Below are 17,413 nucleotides of genomic sequence, written 5' to 3' on the forward strand. Positions count from 1 at the left end.
TACTAGCGTTTCAATACATAAGGGCCAGGGACTCTAAAGGTCTCTGGCCCTTATGTATTGAGTGACCCTCAAGCGGTGAGTGCTCCGGCGACGCGCCGGTTGCCGCCGTTGCGTTCCTGCCATAAGCGGTAGACGTCCACGGCATCATCGTGTGATTCATGACGCATGGGTAGCCGCCGCTGGTCCCACGGCTTGCCGAACTCGCCGTAGAAGGTGTTGAGCTCGAAGTACTTTCGATCGTCAACATAGTGCGGTTCATAGGCATCCCTGGTGGTCAGGAAGACGACTTCGTCGGGTGAGCAGTAGTAGAGCGCCCCCAGGCACATGGGGCACGGCAGGGCCAGGATGTAGATGGTGCTTCCGGCCAGATGCTCGGTGCCCAGCGTGGTGCAGGCGTCCCGGATGGCCAGGATCTCCGCATGTGCGGTGGGGTCGTTGGTCTGCGCAACCTTGTTCGGGCTTTCGGCGAGGATCGCGCCGTCTTTCACGATGACCGTGGCGAACGGGCGTCCACCCTCGTCGACGTTGCGGCGCGCGAGGTCAATGGTTCGTTGTGCGAAGTCCATCGGGGTTCCTTATGGGGTAGTTGAAGATTGGGGCACGATCAGAACGGCACGGTCGGCAGGTACTTGCCATCCAGGGTGATGACCGCGCGGTGTCCACCATCGGGATCGGGAACCTTCTGCACGTCGAGCTTGAAGTTGATGGCACTGATGATGCCGTCTCCGAACTGCTCGTGGATCAGTGCCTTGAGGGTGGTGCCGTACACCTGGAGCATCTCGTAGAAACGGTAGATCGTCGGATCGGTGGGCACCCCGCCGGGAATCGAGCCACGGGTGGGAATGGTCTGTAACGCGGCCGCCGCGTCGCCGCCGAGGCCGAGGAGGTCGGCGACGGCTTCGGCGGCCTGTTTCGGCAGGGGGTGCTGACCGAGTACGGCGGCGGTGACGAAGGCGGGCGAGTATCCGGCGGCGTCGGCGATCTGCTGCCAGCTGAGGTCCTTGGCGATCTTGGCTTCAACTGCTGCGATGGCCAATTCCTCGCGGCTGGTGGGATCGAATTGCGCGTGGACCATGGTGCGTCATTCCTCTCGGGGGCGGGACGTAGGCGGCGAGTCCGGTGTGGACGCGGGTGCCCGTCGGCAATTCCAGAGTGCGCTACCTGGCGCTATAGAGTCCAATACTTGTATTCAATAACGACGATTGGTCTAGTGAATAGTGGTTGAACTTCAATGCTCTTGGGCGGCCACACGAACGACCTCCGCGAACGCGCGCGCCGCCGCCGAGTGATAGGCGGTGTTGCGGCGCAACAACTCCACAGTTCGGGTGGGCAGCGGCGGTGACAGCGGCACCAGGTGCAGATCGGCGTGCTCATGCGCGATCGCATCGGGAAGCACCGTGGCCAGGGAGCCGCGCCGCACGAATTCCAGCAGCGCGCTGATCGAATTGGCCTCGACGGCAATGTGAGGTGCGACCCCAAGGCCGGCGAAGTAGGCGTCGATGTCCTGTCGCGTCGCGAAGTCCGGGCTGAGCAGACCCAGCGCCTCACGAGAGAGCTGGCGTACGGGTAGCGATCCGCGTCGTGCCGCCAAGGGGTGATCCGAGCCGACCACCAGTCGGAGCGTCTCCGTGAACAGTGCACGGTGATCGATGCCCACGGGATGCGCACCCGCGAAGGCGATGCCGAGATCCAGCCGATCGGCCAGCAGGTCGGCTTCGATGCGTTCCTGGGTGCTTTCCCGCACGGTAAGCGTGATGCCCGGGTGCGCGGTGCGAAATCGATGCACCAGTGGGCCAATGAAATACGTGGTAAAGGTCGGTGTCATCGCGATGCGCAGATGCCCGCGTGATAGGTCCTGTACGTCGTGGACGGCACGTTCGCCGGCATCCAAGTCGCGCAGGGCCAGGCGGGCGTGCTGTGCGTACGCCTCGCCGGCGTCGGTCAACCGGACCGTGCGGCCGGAGCGGTCGAGCAGGATGACCCCGAGCGTGCGTTCGAGCTGCTTGATCTGCTGCGACAGCGTCGGCTGGGAAATATGCAGGGACTCGGCCGCGCGGGTGAAATTCGCATGATCGGCCACCGCGAGCAGGTATCGAATATGGCGCAGCTCCACCGACGCCACTATAGGTCGCCATAGGCCGTACCAATCGTGGTGGGCGACCACCATAGTCCGAACGCCGGGCGATTCCCGGACAATGTGCTGCGTGGTCAGCGAGCAGCGTTGATGGCCTTGAGGATTCGCTGCTCGCTGACCGCCCGCGGGGTACCGAGCTGTTGAGCCCACAGGCTGACCCGTAGCTCCTCGATGAACCACGCGATATCGCGGACATCGGGATCGTCGGCCCGCCCGGCGGGCAGATCGCGCAACAGATCGTCGTAGGCGTCCTCGACGGTGTGTACGCGTTGCATCCGTTCGCGGTCGGCTTCGACACCTTGAGGCAGGCGTTCCAGCCGCTTGCCGATGGCGGTGACGTAACGTGCCAGATCCGTCAGCCGTGCCGCCCCCGTCGCCGCGACGAACCCTGTCTCCAGCAGCCTGTCGAGCTGATCGCGCATATCGGCGACGGCATCGGACTGTGCCGCAGGCGCTTTGGTGGGCAACGCCACCTGTACCTCGCTCCAGGCGGTCACCACTTTCTCGGCGCGGCGCACGATGTCTAGGGCGGTCGCCGCCAGACTCTGCGCGGCGCGGTCCCGTAGGGCGGCGAACTCCATGCGGGTCCAGACCGGTGCGGGTGCCAGCAGATCGGTGGCTGCATCGGCGCAGTCCTCGAGCAGCGCCGATAGCGAGCCGTCCGGATTTGACGAGAGCAGCAGCCGGGAGCGTGGATCGAGACCCCGCTCTACGGTTTTCATGGGCGAGGGAATCGACAGCCGCAGTAGACGCCGGGTGCCGGCGGCCATGGCGGTCCGCTGCTCGGCGGCGGTGGCGAACACGTGGATATCGACGGAGGCGCCCGCGTCCACCAATGCCGGGTATCCGCGAACGGTGTGCCCGCCGCTGACTTGCTCTATGGTGCTCGGCAATTCGGCGAGGTCCTCGGGCCAGCCGCGCAGCCCGCTGCGCTCCCACTCCCCCGCCACCGCGGCGGCCACGGCCTGACGGGTGGAACCCGCGAGCCGCTGCTGCAGCGCATCAAGATTCTTGTCGCGCGCGACCTCCGCGCCATCGGCGGATTCGACGACGAAGGTGACGCGCAGATGCGGGGGCACCTTGTCCAGATCGAATGCATCGGTGGGCACGCGAATGCCGGTGAGTCGATGCAGTTCCTGGCCCAGGGCATACACCAGCGGCTCGGCTCCGGGCTGGAGGTTCGCCAGCACCGCACGCGCCGTGTCGGGGGCGGGAACGAAGTTGCGGCGCAGGTCCTTGGGCAGTGACCGGATCAGCGCGGTAATCAGCTCTTCACGTAAAGCCGGTACATGCCAGGCGAATTCATCACCACCCAGTCGGGCGAGAACTTCCACCGGAATGTGCACGGACACACCGTCGTCGGCCGCTCCCGGTTCGAATCGATAACTCACCGGGAGCGCGACATCACCCGAGCGCCAGGTGTCGGGCATATCCGCGGCAGCGTCCTCGGTGCGCAGCAGATCATCGCGGGTGAACGTCAACAGCTCCGGTGTCTGATGCCGCTGCTTGCGCCACCAGGCGTCAAAATGCCGTGCCGACACCGCATCTTCCGGGATGCGCGCCGCGTAGAGGGCGTAGATCTCGTCGTCTCCCACCAACAGATCGCGCCGGCGGGCCTTGTCCTCCAGCTCGGACAGCTCCTGCAGCAGCCGTGCATTGTCACGCAAAAAGTGATGCTTGCTCTGCCAGTCCCCCTCCACGAGGGCATGCCGGATGAACAACTCGCGTGCCAGCTCGGGATCGACCTGTGCGTAACCGACCCGCCGGCGCGGCACGAGCGGCAATCCGTAGAGGGTCACTCGCTCGAAGGCCATGACGGCTCCGCGCTCGGCATCCCAGTGCGGCTCGCTATACGTGCGCTGCACCAGATCTCCCGCGATACGTTCTACCGATTGCGGCTCGACGCGCGCGGCGATCCGGCCGAACAGCCGACTGGTCTCCACCAGATCGGCGACGACAACCCAGCGCGGTGGCTTCTTGGTGAGCACCGAACCGGGAGCCAGGACGAACTTGGTATTGCGCGCTCCGGAGTAGTCACGGGTATCGCCCTCGCGTAATCCGATGTGGGAGAGCAGACCAGCGATGAGCGCGGCATGGACGAGCGCAGGATCGGCGCTCTCCCCCGACTCCCGGATACCGAGGTCGCGCGCGATGCTGCGCAATTGACCCACCAGGTCCTGCCACTCCCGGATGCGAAGGTAGTGCAGGAACTCCTCGCGGCACATGCGCCGAAAGGCACTGCCGGAGAGCTGGCTGCGCTGGTCCTGGATGTACCGCCAAAGATTCAGATAGGCAATGAAATCGGAATGGTCGTCGGCGAACCGGGCGTGCTTCTGGCGCGCGGCCTCCTCTCGGTCTGCCGGGCGCTCCCGCGGGTCGGGAATCGACAGGGCCGCGGCGAGCACCAGGACCTCTCCGACGCACCCCTCGGCGTCTGCCTGCAGGATCATCCGTCCGATGCGCGGGTCCAGGGGCAGCCGCGCCAGGCGTCGCCCTAGCTCGGTGATGGCGCCGTCGGCGCCGAATGCGCCCAGCTCCTGCAGCAGCTGTACGCCGTCGCGCACACTGCGCTTGTCGGGCGGATCCAGAAATGGGAAGTTCTCGATATCGCCCAGCTGCAGCGCCGCCATTTGCAGGATGACGGCGGCAAGGTTGGTGCGCAGAATCTCCGGATCGGTGTAGCGGGGCCGGGCCTCGAAGTCCTGCTCGGAGTACAGCCGGATGCAGATACCGGGTGCGGTCCGCCCTGATCGGCCCGACCGCTGGGCGGCCGATGCCTGGGAGATGGGTTCGATGGGCAGGCGCTGCACCTTGGTGCGTCGGCTGTAACGCGAAATGCGTGCGGTGCCGGGGTCGACGACGTACCGGATGCCAGGCACCGTCAGTGACGTCTCGGCGACGTTGGTGGCCAATACCACACGCCTGCCGGTGTGCGGCTGAAAAACCTTGTGCTGCTCGGCAGTTGGCAGCCGGGCGTATAACGGAAGTACCTCGGTACCAGCGCGGAGAATGTCCCGCAGTGCTTCTGAGGTATCGCGGATCTCACGCTCACCGGACAGGAACACCAGCACGTCCCCGGGCGGCTCGCTTTCCAGCTCGCGTACCGCGTCGGCGATGGCCTCGGTCTGGTCACGTATTTCGGTTCGGACAATCTCATGATCGGGGTCGTCCGGCTCGTCTTCGGCACGCGCGCCGGAGCTGCCGGACACGGGGACTTCCAGCGGCCGATACCGGATCTCAACCGGGTAGGTTCGGCCCGAGACCTCGACGATGGGCGCATCGCCGAAGTGTGCCGAAAAACGCTGCGGCTCAATGGTGGCCGATGTAACGATGACCTTCAGATCGGGCCGCCGCGGTAACAGCTCGCGCAGATAGCCGAGCAGGAAGTCGATGTTGAGGCTGCGCTCGTGTGCCTCGTCGAGGATGAGCGTGTCGTATCGCAGCAGCCGCCGGTCCCGCTGGATCTCCGCCAGCAGGATGCCGTCGGTCATCAGCTTGACGAGGGTGCGGTCGCTGGCCTGATCGGTGAATCTGACCGTGTACCCGACGGTTTCGCCGAGCGGCGTGCCGAGCTCTTCGGCGATGCGTTCGGCGACGGTGCGTGCCGCGAGCCGGCGTGGTTGGGTGTGGCCGACGGTGCCGCGAATTCCGCGCCCCAGCTCCAGGCAGATTTTGGGCAGCTGTGTGGTCTTTCCCGAACCCGTCGCGCCCGCGACGACCACGACCTGATGCGCGGAGATCGCCCGGGCGAGTTCTTCGCGGTGCGCGCTGACCGGCAGGTCCGGATACGTGATCGTCGGAACCGCCGCGGTCCGTGTCGCGACGAGGGCCTCGGCCGCGGTGATCTGCTCAGCGAGTTTTGTCAGTGCGTCGGGATTTGTGTCACGTTGATTCTTCAGGCGACGTCCCAGCCGAGATGCGTCACGAATGGTGAGAGCGTCCAGACGGGCGCGTAACTGGGCGCGGGACACCCCCGACAAATCGGACACTCACGCAAGGATAGGGGGTGACGCCGAAAGGTCGCCTCTAGATTCTCTCGGTGAAGCTGCCATGGAACCCGGGAAAGTGATGGCCCGGTAGCACCGCGATGGCCAGAGCAGGGTCTTCGATGGTGCTGGCGTCAAGAATGTGCAGTTCTGTCCGGTGTTCACCGCTGTTGTAGACGACGGCGAGTATCCAGCCCTCGTCTTCGTCCGCGGAGTTCCGCTTCGGAACGAACAGGGGCTCGCCTGCGACGAGACCGGGTGCGAAGGTGTGGTGACGTTGGGTGTCGTTGGTGCGGTCGAGCTTTACGATCGCGGTCTCGTCGGCTTGGCTTTGGGCGGACAGGTAGGTGTAGCGGTGTTCGCGGCCGGTGCGCCGTTCGTCGTGAGTAGGGAATTCTGCAGGTGCCGTCGGGTAGTCGGTGATGTTCACACACCCACCGCGAGTGACCCGCAGCCGTGTCGGCCAGCCGAGGGTGGGCGCCTGGGTACGGAATTGCTTCAATCCGGCGGTGAGGAAGTCGAAGTCGTGATGGCGGACGATGTCCAGCACCACGTCCCCGCGGTCCTCGAAGGCATTGTCGACGTGGACATAGACCAAGGGGTCACATTCGATGGTGCGGTGCGGGCCTCCGTCGCGTGGGACCAGGATGATCTTCATCCCCTGCTCTGGCCGGTAATCGGCACTGTCACCCAACGCGGTGAAGCCCATGCCCGCCCATGCGGCACCAAGAGGATCGATAGTGATGGGTGCCAGGGCGAACACCAAATATGTTGGGGTGATGGCAAAGTCGTGCTGAATGTAGATGTGATCGGTGGGCACTTTGGCGATCTGGGTGAGTCGCCCGTTCGGGTCGACCCGGAAACACCGAAGGCATGCGACGGCGCGCCCCTCGATAGACGGCGATACGTCCAGCCCGAAATTGAACAGCTCGCCGGTGTCCGGATCGATGCGTGGGTGAGGTGAGAACCGAGAGAGCCGGGGCAGCCGGCCGTCGAATGTGCAGGGCCCGATGGTGCTCAGGTCGCCAGGGTCGATCTCCCAGGGGCGGCCGGCGTCGCTGAGCGCCAGTAGCCGGTCTGCGTGGACGACGGCATGCGTGTTCGCGGTGTCGGCCGGCGGTCGTCCGGCGTTGTCCCACAGGTGTTTTGCCTGGGTATACACGCCGCGGATGTGCGCACCCCGGCCGCGTGTTTCCTTGCGTCGCTTCGGAGTATCGACGAAGCGTGAGCGAAAACGGACCTCGCCGTCGGTGATGGTGAACTTCACCATCAGTCCGTCGCCGTCGAATGGGTGGGCTGCCCGGAAACCGCCATGGTCCCAGTCGGCAGGGCCGTTCCGGTAGAGGGTGCCGTGGAGCTCCCGCGGTACCGAGCCGGTCAGCGGTAGAACAGTCTCACCGGGGGTCTCCTGCGCAGGGAGGTACATCTTGAGGGCATCGGCCACACGGCTGTCGGCAAGGGTCATCGCGAGCTCCTTGGGCTGAGGAACGGAGTCGATCTATCTGCACACAATTGTTCGCAGATATTGCTTGATTGTTGCTGTAGGTCTGAGCGGAAGTCAATAGCGATTCGGATCGGCGAGCGTCGAAGGCGCGGTCTTTTCCGGTCCCGGGGGTAGCTTCGCCCACGTGACAGGGTTCTTGTCGGCAACCGCCTTTACCGATCGCACCGTCGTCCTGATCGGTGGGGGTACCGGCATCGGTCTGAGTGTGGCGCGGTTGGTGACCTCGGCGGGCGGGGACGTCGTGCTGGGCGGGCGCACCGCGGCGACCCTGCAGGCGGCCGCGCACGAGCTGGGGGACAGGGCGCGTTGGCATCCGGTGGATACGTCGCGGCAGACGAGCATCGACGAGTTCTTCGCCCAGATCGAGGTGGTCCATGGGCTGTTCACCACCGCCGCGACCTATGTGACCGGTTCGATCGCGGAGCTGTCCGTCGAGGAAGCGGCCACGCCATTTGAGTCGAAGTTTTGGGGTCAGTACCGAGTGGTGAAGTCGGCCTTGCCGAAGCTTGCCGCCGATGGCTCAGTGGTGTTGATGTCGGGAGCGGCCAGTGTCCGGCCCGCCGGAAACGCGCCGGCCTATGTCGCCGCGAACGCGGCCATCGAAGGCCTGGCTCGCGGGCTTGCCCATGAACTCGCACCCGTGCGGGTCAATGCGCTCTCCCCCGGCACGGTCGATGGGCACCTATGGAACCGGCGGGCGCCCGAGGTGCGTCGGCAGGCTTTCGAGCACATTGCCGCAGCGGCCACCCTGAGCCGACCCGTCACGGAAGATGAAGTGGCTCAAGCCGCCGTGTACTTGCTGCTGAACACCGGCACGACCAGTTCGACGCTGTACACCGACGGGGGCTACGCGCTGCGTTAGACGCTCCAGGCGCTGGCCAGGCCGGCCGAGACCGAGGCCGCCGCGGTGACCAGTCCATGCCAGGTCTCCGGTTGCAGCTGTTGGATATCCAGCGGGCCCGCCGTCGCGATATGCGGGTCGTACGGGACGGCCACGATGTGGTTGGGCGAGATCCAGCGGTGGAAGCGGGCGACCATCGCCGCCACCAGGCGTTCGGAGTTCCTGCGGTCCTCACGGTTGTCGTAGCCGCGAACGTGGTTGATCACCACCACCATTCGCGGGATCAGGTAGTCGTAGCCCTCGGAGATCATCCATTCGATCGCGCGGACCGCACCCTCGGCACCGACCGGGGTGGCGGCCGCCACCAGCACCACACCGTTGGCGCACCGCAGCACACCCGGCATCACCGGATGCCAGAAGTCCACACCGGTGTCGGTGATGAGCAGGCTGTAGAGGCGTTGCAAGCGGTTGTGCGCCTCGGTGTAGATCTCGGCGTTGAGTTCTCCGCGGGGACGCACCGAATGTGAATTAGCGGCAAGCACATCCAGACCGGTCTCGGAGTTCTGTCCGACGAAGAAGCGCAGATCGAAGTTGCGTTCCGGCTCGTTCTGTGCCACCACATCAGCGAACGTGGACGACGCCGACGGGTCGATCCACGAGGCCAGATTGGCCGATTGGCCCGGATCGGCGTCGGTGGCCAGCACCATGTCCTTGCGGCGCAGTTCGGACAGCACGGACCCGAGTGCGGCGGTCATCATCGTCTTGCCGACGCCACCGTTGCCGCCCAGCACTGCCAGTGAGTGGATACCCCGCCAGGGGCTGCGCACCACGGCCGTGAGCTCTCGAAGCTCGGCCTCCTCTCGGGATTCGCCCGGATTGATGACGCCAAAGCTTCCGCGGTACACCCACTTACGCCAACCAACGGACGCAGGCCGACGCGGCGAGGGCAGGATTTCCGACCGCAGTTGGGCCCCCAGCGCGTCGCCCATGGCGGGTAGGGGATCCACAAGCGGGTCATGGGGCGGTACGGCATTGACGATGGACAGGGGTCCGCGGGGCGGCAGTTGAGACGGCGGGGGGTCTTGCTGAGGCGGCTGCTGCGGTTGGTGTTGTTGTGCGGCGGCTTCAGCGCGTTGCCGTTTGGCGTGCGCGCCCAGCCTGATGGGGACGATGGGACCGGTCCGGTCGAGGATCTCGTCCTCGGAGCCGTCCGCCGAGGAATCGTTGGGCGCACTCACGGAATCTCCTCCTCCACCAGAAGCCGTTTGGCCCCAGCGCTCCGACAGTTTCGTCTTGCATCGCGGGCAGCAAGAGACCCGTCGCATACGAAGTCTCGTATGTGCGTCGCGCGGTTGGCGAGGGCCGTTACCCACCCGTGTCTGAATCGGCATCAAATGGGATGAGGTTGGTGCGCACCTGATATCAGCTACTACGGCCTGCCTATCAGCAGGCCACGTCGACGTACATGGTCTTGGTGGTTGTGGTGGTGGTGAAGACGCCCGGACGCTTGTTGCTCGGCAGGCCGTAGTCGGACCGGACGGTGGTCTGCCCGGGACGGACGCTGCTGGCGGTGCACTGGCTGAGGGCCTTGGATCCGGTCTTGCTGACGATCACGTTGTAGCCCTGGGACTGCAATTCCCTGACGGTCTGCTGGGCGTTGGAGCCGTCGGACTGCGCGGCTGCGGTCCCGAGGGCGAAGCCGAGAGGGGCCAGTGCGAGAGCGGCGGCGGCGGTTCCGGCGATGATGTACTTCTTCATGATTTCTCCTGTGCCCGTGGGACTTTAAGTTCATTCACCGGGGTTCTTGGTGATACTTCAACGATGCGGCTGCCGGGCGGGAAAGTCTGTCGGGCGACTGGCGGATAGGGGGGATGATCCTGGTGTCCCCCAATTGGGGGACACGTGCCGATTTGGCGTGCCAAGCTTGCGTTCATGCAGGTGAGCGGCGAACTCGTGCGGGTGGTCGTCGGTGACGATCACCCGCTCTTTCGTGAGGGCGTGGTGCGCGCGCTCACCAGCAGCGGCCAGATCACGGTGGTGGCGGAGGCCGAGAACGGTTCCGGAGCGCTGGAACTGATCAGGGAGCACCTGCCCGATGTCGCGCTGGTGGACTACCGCATGCCGGAGCTGGACGGCACCCAGGTCGCGGCCGCCGTGCGCCGCGACGAACTGCCCACCCGGGTGCTGCTGCTCTCAGCGCACGATGACGCGGCGATCGTGTATCGCGCGTTGGAGGAGGGGGCAGCCGGATTCCTGTCGAAGGAATCCACTCGTGCCGAGCTGGTCAGTGCGGTGCTGGACTGCGCGCGGGGCCGCGATGTGGTGACGGCCAGCCTGACGGCAGGGCTGGCCGGCGAGATTCGTAAGCGTGCGCAACCCGCGGGCCCGTCGCTCAGCGCACGCGAACGTGAGGTGCTCAGGATGATCGCCGCCGGGCAGACCGTGCCGGCCATGGCCAAGGAGCTGTTCCTGGCCCCGTCCACGGTGAAGACCCATGTGCAGCGGTTGTACGAGAAACTCGGCGTCGGCGACCGTGCGGCGGCGGTGGCGGAGGCCATGCGGCGCGGACTGCTGGAATAGCGGCGATGAGCCGGCTGGACAGGATCGCCGACTACTTTGCCGCCGAACCCATGCGGGTATCGGCCTGGCTTCGGCTGCCGCTGATCGGGTTGATCGTGCTGCTGGGCTCGGACCCGAACATCAAAATGTGGCACACCGGCGTGTACTACGGGGTGCTGGCCGTGTACACGGCGTCGGCTGTCGTGTGGGTGGCGATCGCGGTGCGGGGCCAGGTTCCCGATTGGGTGGCTCCCGCAGCCACGACGGTGGACATCGCCGCCGTGGTGATGCTCTGCCTGGCATCCGGGGCCGGCAATACCGAGCTGCTCCCGGTGTTCTTCCTGCTGCCGGTCTCGGTGGCGTTCCAGGAACGGCCAGTGGTGACGGCTGTCCTCGGAACCATCACGGCCGTAGCGTATTTCGGGATTCTGGTGTACTACATCGCCGACGGCAACTGGGACAGTATTCCCGGTGACGAGTACGTCACCTGGGCGGCGCTGCTGTGGCTGACCGTCTTCACCACCGGTATGTGCTTTGTCCTCAAACGTCGCTCCGAGCGCGTGGGCCAGTTGCTGCACACCCGGGAGCAGCTGATCGTGGAGGCGATGCGCGCCGATGAACGTCATAACCGTGAGGTGGCCGAGCGGCTACACGACGGGCCGCTGCAAGACCTGCTGGCGGCGCGTCTGCAGATCGAGGAAGTACTTGAACGCCAGCCGGATCCGGTGCTGCAGGCCGTGCACTCGTCGCTGCGCGAGACCGCCGGCGAGTTACGTGGGGCGGTGTCCTCACTGCATCCGCAGGTGCTGGCCGAGCTGGGATTGACAGCGGCAATCCGGGAGCTCGGACGACAACATGCGGCACGGGGCACCGTCGACGTCATCACCCAGCTGGACGATGTGGGCAGCCCCCCGGTGCAACCGCTGGTATACCGCGCGGCCAAGGAACTGTTGACCAACGCGGTGAAACACGGCCGTGCCTCCAGCATTCGGGTTGAGCTCACCCGAGACGGGGACCACCTGACCCTGGTCGTCGCGGACGACGGCAGGGGCTTCGATCCACGCGATCTCGTGATCTCGGTCGCCGACGGGCATATCGGGCTGGCCTCGCTGACGGTTCCCATCGAGGCCGCTGGTGGAGAGGTCGCGATCGACTCGGCGCCCGGTACGGGCACCAGGGTCTCCGTCACCGTGCCTGTTGATATGGCAGCGTAGGGGAGGCCGCTCGGCATCACGGGCCCCGCCTTCACGAGAGGGAGAACAGATGTACGACCTCGTCATCATCGGCTCCGGCAGTGCAAACTCCTTGCCGGACGACCGGTTTGCGGATCAGAAGATCGCCATTGTCGATCGCGGCGTGTACGGGGGCGCCTACGGCGGCACCTGCCTGAATGTCGGCTGTATACCCACCAAGATGTTCGTCTATCCGGCGGATCTGGCTGACGAGGCGCGTGACGGCGCCCGGCTGGGTGTGGACAGCTCGGTGAGTGGAACCCGTTGGGCCGATATCCGGGACCGGGTGTTCGGCCGGATCGATGCCATTGCGGCGGCCGGATTGCGCTACCGCGTTGAGGACTGCCCGAACATCACCGTGTTTCAGCAGGAAGCGCGGTTCATCGCGCCGGAGACCGATGCCGAGGGCGATCCGGTGCATCGTGTGCAACTGGCCGACGGGACGATCCTGCAGGCGCGGCAGCTGGTGATCGCGGCGGGCTCACGTCCGTTCATCCCGCCGCTGATCGCTGACAGTGGCGTGCCGTTCCATACCAATGACGACATCATGCGGTTGCCGGAGCTGCCGGGGCGCGTGGTGATTGTGGGTAGCGGCTTCATTGCCGCCGAGTTCGCGCATGTGTTCAGTGGTTTGGGTGCGGCGGTCACGGTCATTGCGCGCGGGCCGCGGCTGCTGCGCGCTCAGGATGAGACCATCGCGCAGCGTTTCACCGATATCGTGTCGGCGCGGTGGGATGTCCGGCTGAACACCGAGGTGGTCGACCTCTGTGAGATCGGTGGCGGCGGTGTCGAAGTGGACCTCAGCGATGGATCGACGGTGACCGGTGATGTGCTGCTGGTCGCGACCGGACGCACGCCCAACGGTGATCAACTGGAGGTCGCGGCGGCGGGATTGACGCTCGACGACAACGGCCGCGTCCCAGTGGATCAGTACCAACGCACACCGGTACGGGGCATCTACGCGCTCGGTGATGTGAGTTCGCACTACCTGCTCAAGCATGTGGCCAACCATGAAGCCCGTGTGGTGCAGGCGAATCTGCTTTCCGGATGGGACTCACCGACCACGGCCAGCGATCACCGGTTCGTGCCGGGTGCGGTGTTCACCCGTCCACAGGTGGCGTCGGTGGGACTCTCGGAGGAGCAGGCGCGTCAACGCGGAATCGACATCGCGGTCAAGGTGCAGACCTACGGCGACATCGCCTATGGATGGGCCATGGAGGACACCGAGGGTCTGTGCAAGCTGATCGCCGATCGCTCGACAGGACTGCTGGTGGGTGCGCACATCGTCGGCTACCAGGCGTCGGCGCTCATCCAGTCGTTGATCACCGCGATGAGCTTCTCCATCCCGGTACGCGAGATGGCGCGCGGACAGTACTGGATCCATCCGGCGCTGCCCGAGCTGGTCGAGAACGCCCTGCTTGGGCTGGAGCTTTAGCGTCTTTTCGGCAGCACCGCGCTATAGCAGGTCGGTGAGTGCTTCGTCCAAGGTGGGGAAGCGAAAATGAAAATTGTTGCCGGACAGTACTTCTGATGTGGCATGGCGCCCGGTAAGCCCAAGAGCGGGATCGGTGCGCAACATGACCGCACCGATCTTGAGCAGAAACGCCGGGGTGGGCGGCCCGGCCCGGCGCAGTTTCCCGCGGAGCGCGGCCATGAGTTCGGCGTTGCGTACCGGGCGATCGGTGGCTGCGACCACGATCCCGTCGGGAATCGTGACCCCGGGCTCTACCCCCAGCCCGGCGCGGACGAGCGAAAGCCAGTCCGCCACATGAATCCACGAGAACCATTGCCTACCGTTACCGACCCGGCCGCCCAGTCCGAACTTGGTGAGCGTGACCAGGCGGGAGAGTGCCACGGAGTCGGGGTCGAGCACGATCGAGGTTCGCAAAATCATGCGATGGGCGGTGTTGGCTCCGTCGAACGCCTGCTCCCACGGCTTGGCCACACCGGTCATCTGCGGCAGCCCCGGTACTGGCAGGCCGGTGCTTTCGGTACAGTGCTGTTCGCCGGCATCGGACCAGATGGCGGTGGTGCTGGCTTGAACCCAATGGGTAAGTGGCTGTTTCAGCTGTTGGCTGGCTGCTACCAGCGCGCGGGTGGGTAACACTCGGCTGTCGGTCAGCGCCTTGATGTTGCGCGATGTGGGGCGACAGTCGACCAGCTTGCCCGCCAGATTGATCAACGCGGTGTCGGGGCCGTCAAGTTCGGCGGCCCATGCACCGACCCTTTCGCCGTCCCACTGGACCTGGCGAATGGGCAGGTCCGGGTTGACGCGCCGGGTAAGAACCACCACCTCGTGACCACGACCGCTCAGGTCGGTGGTGATACGGCGGCCGAGCGCTCCACTACCGCCTGCAATGACAACCTTCATGACGATAGTCACCTGCCCTTCAACAAGTTCCGGCGCTGGAACTCGCTGTCTGGAGTATGCGCCGGCGGCCGTTGGAGCAACGGCAAGGGAGATCTAGCTCACGGGTGGTGTGGCTCACTCATCGCGCGCCCGGTCAGCCGACGAGTGGCACCTCGGCGGCGATCAGGTCCAGCAGGGCCGGATACCGCTTGGCTTCCTTGTGGTTACCCGGCTTACCGCTGCTGACCACGCCCACCGACAGGGCTCGCGCGGGGTCGGCCCACACGGCGATGTCGACCAGGCCGGTGTGTCCGAACGCAGCGGGGGAGTTGCGGCCGAATGGACCGAACCGCTTGGAGCCCAACATGTATCCCGTCCCCCAACGCATCGGCATGCCGCCGGTCGCCATATCGGGGCGCAGGCGCCGTGCGGGTGCGGCCGCGGCACGGATCGTCTCGGGTGACATGACCCGTACCCCATCGAGTTCGCCACCGCGGCACAGGATCTCGGCAAACCGGGACAGCTCGTTGGCGGTGGAGACGGTGTTGGATGAGGGCACCACGCCGGTGAGGAAGAACGGCTGATTCGACATCGGGATGATCTCGTGCATGGTGCCGCCGACCACCGTGCGGAAGGCCGCGCGCATGGGAGCGGGCAGCGGCTTACCGGTGGGATGGCTCGGCGCCACCAGCGGTACGTCCTCCGGCGCCACGCCGTAGTTGGTCCACCGGAACCCAAGGGGGTCAAGGATTTCCGTGGCAAGAATGTCCCGGATGCCCTTGCCGGTGGCGCCCAGCACGATTTCGCGCACCAGCGGGCCCCAGGTCAACGCGTGATACATGTGCACCAGACCGGGCCGGTACAGCGGGCGCAGCTGCCCGAGCTGCTCGCGGGTGTACTCGCTGTCATCCATCCGGGTGACATCGGGCCGCGGGCCGGTGGGTATCGGGATGCCCGCGCTGTGCGTCATCACGTGCCGGATGGTGATCCGGTCTTTGCCGCGGCTGGTGAAGGTGGGCAGGTACTCGCAGACCCGATCATCCAGTGATAGCGCGCCGCGTTCGACCAGCAGATGAACCACCGTTGTCGAGATGGCCTTGGCGGCCGAGTACACGCAGAACGGTGTATTGGTGGTGACGAGGATCTTCTCGGCATCGGCGGAATCGGTGGGCGCGTTGCCCCAACCGTGCCCGATGGCACGGTTGAGGATCACCTTGCCCTTGTGCCGCAGACATACCTGGATCGCCGGGTGCATACCCGCCTGGTACCAGTACCGCGCGGCTTGCCAGATTCGCTCGACGGCGGCCGGATCGATCTCGGAGTGGTCCTCGGCCTGATCGCCGCTGCCGATATTCGTCACCGAGTCCAGGTCGGCCGGAACGTGAATACGGCCGGCTCGTTCGGCTTCGTCGCTGACGGTCATGGATTCCTTCCTACCCGACCCACCTGAGCGTTCTCAGAAGCCCAGGTCGCGGCCGATGAGCTCCTTCATGATCTCGTTGGAGCCCGCCCAGATCTTGGTGACACGGGCATCCATCCAGGCCCGCGCGACCCGGTACTCCTTCATGTACCCGTAGCCGCCGTGCAGCTGCACGCAGGCGTCGATGACCTCGTTCTGCACCTGCGAGGACCACCACTTGGTCTTGGCGGCGTCGATGGCGGTGAGCTCGCGCTTGCTGTGTGCCAGCACGGCCTGGTCGACGTACACCTGTGCCGCTTCGAGCTTGGTGACGAGTTCGGCGATGAGGAACTTGTTGTATTGCAGGCTACCGATCTGCTGGCCGAAGGCCTTGCGCTCCTTGGCGTATTCGATGGTCTCCTCGAGCACGCCCGCCGCGTGCGCGATGTTGGCGACGGCGCAGCCCATCCGCTCCTGGGGGAGGCGCTGCATCATCGAGATGAATCCGTGGTTGACCTCGCCGATGACGTTTTCGGCGGGTACCCGGACGTCGGTGAAGAACAGCTCTGCGGTATCGGCCTCGGGCTGGCCCACCTTGTCGAGCTTGCGGCCGCGCTCGAACCCGGGCATGCCCTCCTCGACCGCGAATAGGGTGATGCCCTTGGCCTTCAGCTCCGGTGCGGTGCGCGCGGCGACGACGACGAGATCGGCTCGTGCGCCGTTGGTGATGAACGTCTTGGACCCGTTGATGACCCAGTCGTCACCGTCCTTGACTGCGGTCGTCTTGAGGGCAGCCAGATCGGAGCCGCCAGAGGGCTCGGTCATGCCGATCGCGGTGATCAGCTCGCCGCTGCAGAACTTGGGCAGCCAGCGTTGCTTCTGCTCGTCGGTGGTCAGCTCGACCAGATAGGGGGCCACGATGTCGAAATGGATGGACATCGAGGAGGCCAGCGCAGCGCTGGACCGGGCCAGCTCTTCCTGTAGAACCGCGTTGTAGCGGTAGTCCCCGGCGCTGCTGCCGCCGTACGCCTCGGGCACGTCGAGCCCCAGGTAGCCCTGCTTGCCGGCCTCTTCCCAGAGTTCGCGGTCGATGTAGCGCTGCTCGATGAACGTCTCGGCACGCGGGTCGACGTGGCGCTGCACAAACGCCTTCACGGAGTCGCGGAATGCCTCGTGGTCCTCGGTGTAGATGGTCCGTTGCATGGTGTTATCGAAGCACGCGTCTAAATCCGCCTGCCGGGGTGATCGGGGTGGGAACCGGGAGGCTGCCGGCCGCCGCCGCGTGTGGAGAACCATGGCTCAGTTGCCCGCGTCTATGCGACAGCTGGGCGGTGAGCATCGGTCTTCAGGGTCTTTGTCGCGTAGAGGCGGGCACAGTCTTACATCCGCCCCGACCCTGACGTGACGC

14 protein-coding genes are annotated in these 17,413 nt (G+C 65.6%); 4 read left to right on the forward strand and 10 right to left on the reverse strand.

The annotated features are described in order from the left end of the window. Positions 1-68 precede the first annotated feature (68 nt). The 5 genes from B4393_RS20845 to B4393_RS20865 all read right to left on the reverse strand — a co-directional run bounded on the left by B4393_RS20845 (position 69) and on the right by B4393_RS20865 (position 7,585). On the reverse strand, positions 69-566 hold the full coding sequence (locus B4393_RS20845; protein ID WP_078335714.1) for a nucleoside deaminase: 498 nt from the start codon (positions 564-566) through the stop codon (positions 69-71). Positions 567-604: 38 nt separating this feature from the next. Beyond that, positions 605-1,075, reverse strand: a complete 471-nt coding sequence (gene cynS / locus B4393_RS20850; RefSeq protein ID WP_078282149.1) for a cyanase — start codon at positions 1,073-1,075, stop codon at positions 605-607. A gap of 153 nt (positions 1,076-1,228) precedes the next feature. Further along, a complete protein-coding gene (gene cynR / locus B4393_RS20855) occupies positions 1,229-2,113 on the reverse strand; it encodes a transcriptional regulator CynR (protein WP_070937631.1) in 885 nt (294 codons plus the stop codon). A 95-nt stretch (positions 2,114-2,208) separates the two neighbouring features. Then, positions 2,209-6,114 (reverse strand): ATP-dependent RNA helicase HrpA, encoded by a 3,906-nt coding sequence (hrpA, locus tag B4393_RS20860; RefSeq protein WP_078335806.1) that lies wholly within the window; start codon positions 6,112-6,114, stop codon positions 2,209-2,211. Between the two features lie 46 nt (positions 6,115-6,160). After that, entirely contained in the window at positions 6,161-7,585 is a 1,425-nt protein-coding gene (locus B4393_RS20865) for a carotenoid oxygenase family protein (protein WP_078335715.1), read from the reverse strand. Positions 7,586-7,748: 163 nt separating this feature from the next. On the opposite strand from B4393_RS20865, the gene B4393_RS20870 reads away from it, so the two are divergent. After that, a complete protein-coding gene (locus B4393_RS20870; protein WP_078335716.1) occupies positions 7,749-8,486 on the forward strand; it encodes an SDR family oxidoreductase in 738 nt (245 codons plus the stop codon). Here B4393_RS20870 and B4393_RS20875 read toward each other — a convergent pair. Next, positions 8,483-9,703 carry a MinD/ParA family ATP-binding protein gene (locus tag B4393_RS20875; RefSeq protein WP_078335717.1) on the reverse strand — a complete coding sequence of 407 codons (1,221 nt, stop codon included), beginning with the start codon at positions 9,701-9,703 and terminating at the stop codon, positions 8,483-8,485. The genes B4393_RS20870 and B4393_RS20875 overlap by 4 nt on opposite strands. A 205-nt stretch (positions 9,704-9,908) precedes the next feature. Then, positions 9,909-10,223: a hypothetical protein gene (locus B4393_RS20880; RefSeq protein WP_078335718.1), complete on the reverse strand. Its 315-nt coding sequence runs from the start codon at positions 10,221-10,223 to the stop codon at positions 9,909-9,911. A 174-nt stretch (positions 10,224-10,397) separates the two neighbouring features. Between B4393_RS20880 and B4393_RS20890 the strand changes: the two genes are divergently transcribed. From B4393_RS20890 to B4393_RS20900, 3 genes are read left to right on the forward strand one after another with little or no spacing between them, the layout of a single operon-like run. Then, a complete protein-coding gene (locus B4393_RS20890; RefSeq protein ID WP_078335719.1) occupies positions 10,398-11,045 on the forward strand; it encodes a response regulator in 648 nt (215 codons plus the stop codon). A 5-nt stretch (positions 11,046-11,050) separates the two neighbouring features. After that, the gene (locus tag B4393_RS20895; RefSeq protein ID WP_078335720.1) at positions 11,051-12,238 is read left to right on the forward strand and encodes a sensor histidine kinase; all 1,188 of its coding nucleotides are present in this window, start codon (positions 11,051-11,053) and stop codon (positions 12,236-12,238) included. Positions 12,239-12,287: 49 nt separating this feature from the next. Then, complete coding sequence (locus B4393_RS20900; RefSeq protein ID WP_078335721.1) at positions 12,288-13,691, forward strand: mycothione reductase; 1,404 nt, start codon at positions 12,288-12,290, stop codon at positions 13,689-13,691. A gap of 21 nt (positions 13,692-13,712) precedes the next feature. On the opposite strand, the gene B4393_RS20905 is transcribed toward B4393_RS20900, so the two are convergent. The 3 genes from B4393_RS20905 to B4393_RS20915 all read right to left on the reverse strand — a co-directional run bounded on the left by B4393_RS20905 (position 13,713) and on the right by B4393_RS20915 (position 17,208). Continuing rightward, on the reverse strand, positions 13,713-14,627 hold the full coding sequence (locus B4393_RS20905; RefSeq protein WP_078335722.1) for an epimerase: 915 nt from the start codon (positions 14,625-14,627) through the stop codon (positions 13,713-13,715). Between the two features lie 133 nt (positions 14,628-14,760). After that, a complete protein-coding gene (gene lipE, locus B4393_RS20910) occupies positions 14,761-16,029 on the reverse strand; it encodes a lipase LipE (RefSeq protein ID WP_078335723.1) in 1,269 nt (422 codons plus the stop codon). A gap of 33 nt (positions 16,030-16,062) precedes the next feature. Beyond that, entirely contained in the window at positions 16,063-17,208 is a 1,146-nt protein-coding gene (locus B4393_RS20915; RefSeq protein WP_078335724.1) for an acyl-CoA dehydrogenase family protein, read from the reverse strand. Positions 17,209-17,413 lie beyond the last annotated feature (205 nt).

The organism is Mycobacteroides franklinii (genome assembly GCF_002013895.1).
Taxonomy (GTDB): domain Bacteria; phylum Actinomycetota; class Actinomycetes; order Mycobacteriales; family Mycobacteriaceae; genus Mycobacterium; species Mycobacterium franklinii.

Coding starts and splice junctions, on each gene's coding strand:
- B4393_RS20845 (WP_078335714.1), bottom strand. CDS start 566: ATGGACTTCGCACAACGAACCATTGACCTCGCGCGCCGCAACGTCGAC.
- B4393_RS20890 (WP_078335719.1), top strand. CDS start 10,398: ATGCAGGTGAGCGGCGAACTCGTGCGGGTGGTCGTCGGTGACGATCAC.
- B4393_RS20905 (WP_078335722.1), bottom strand. CDS start 14,627: ATGAAGGTTGTCATTGCAGGCGGTAGTGGAGCGCTCGGCCGCCGTATC.
- lipE (WP_078335723.1), bottom strand. CDS start 16,029: ATGACCGTCAGCGACGAAGCCGAACGAGCCGGCCGTATTCACGTTCCG.
- B4393_RS20895 (WP_078335720.1), top strand. CDS start 11,051: ATGAGCCGGCTGGACAGGATCGCCGACTACTTTGCCGCCGAACCCATG.
- B4393_RS20880 (WP_078335718.1), bottom strand. CDS start 10,223: ATGAAGAAGTACATCATCGCCGGAACCGCCGCCGCCGCTCTCGCACTG.
- B4393_RS20900 (WP_078335721.1), top strand. CDS start 12,288: ATGTACGACCTCGTCATCATCGGCTCCGGCAGTGCAAACTCCTTGCCG.
- B4393_RS20865 (WP_078335715.1), bottom strand. CDS start 7,585: ATGACCCTTGCCGACAGCCGTGTGGCCGATGCCCTCAAGATGTACCTC.
- B4393_RS20915 (WP_078335724.1), bottom strand. CDS start 17,208: ATGCAACGGACCATCTACACCGAGGACCACGAGGCATTCCGCGACTCC.
- cynS (WP_078282149.1), bottom strand. CDS start 1,075: ATGGTCCACGCGCAATTCGATCCCACCAGCCGCGAGGAATTGGCCATC.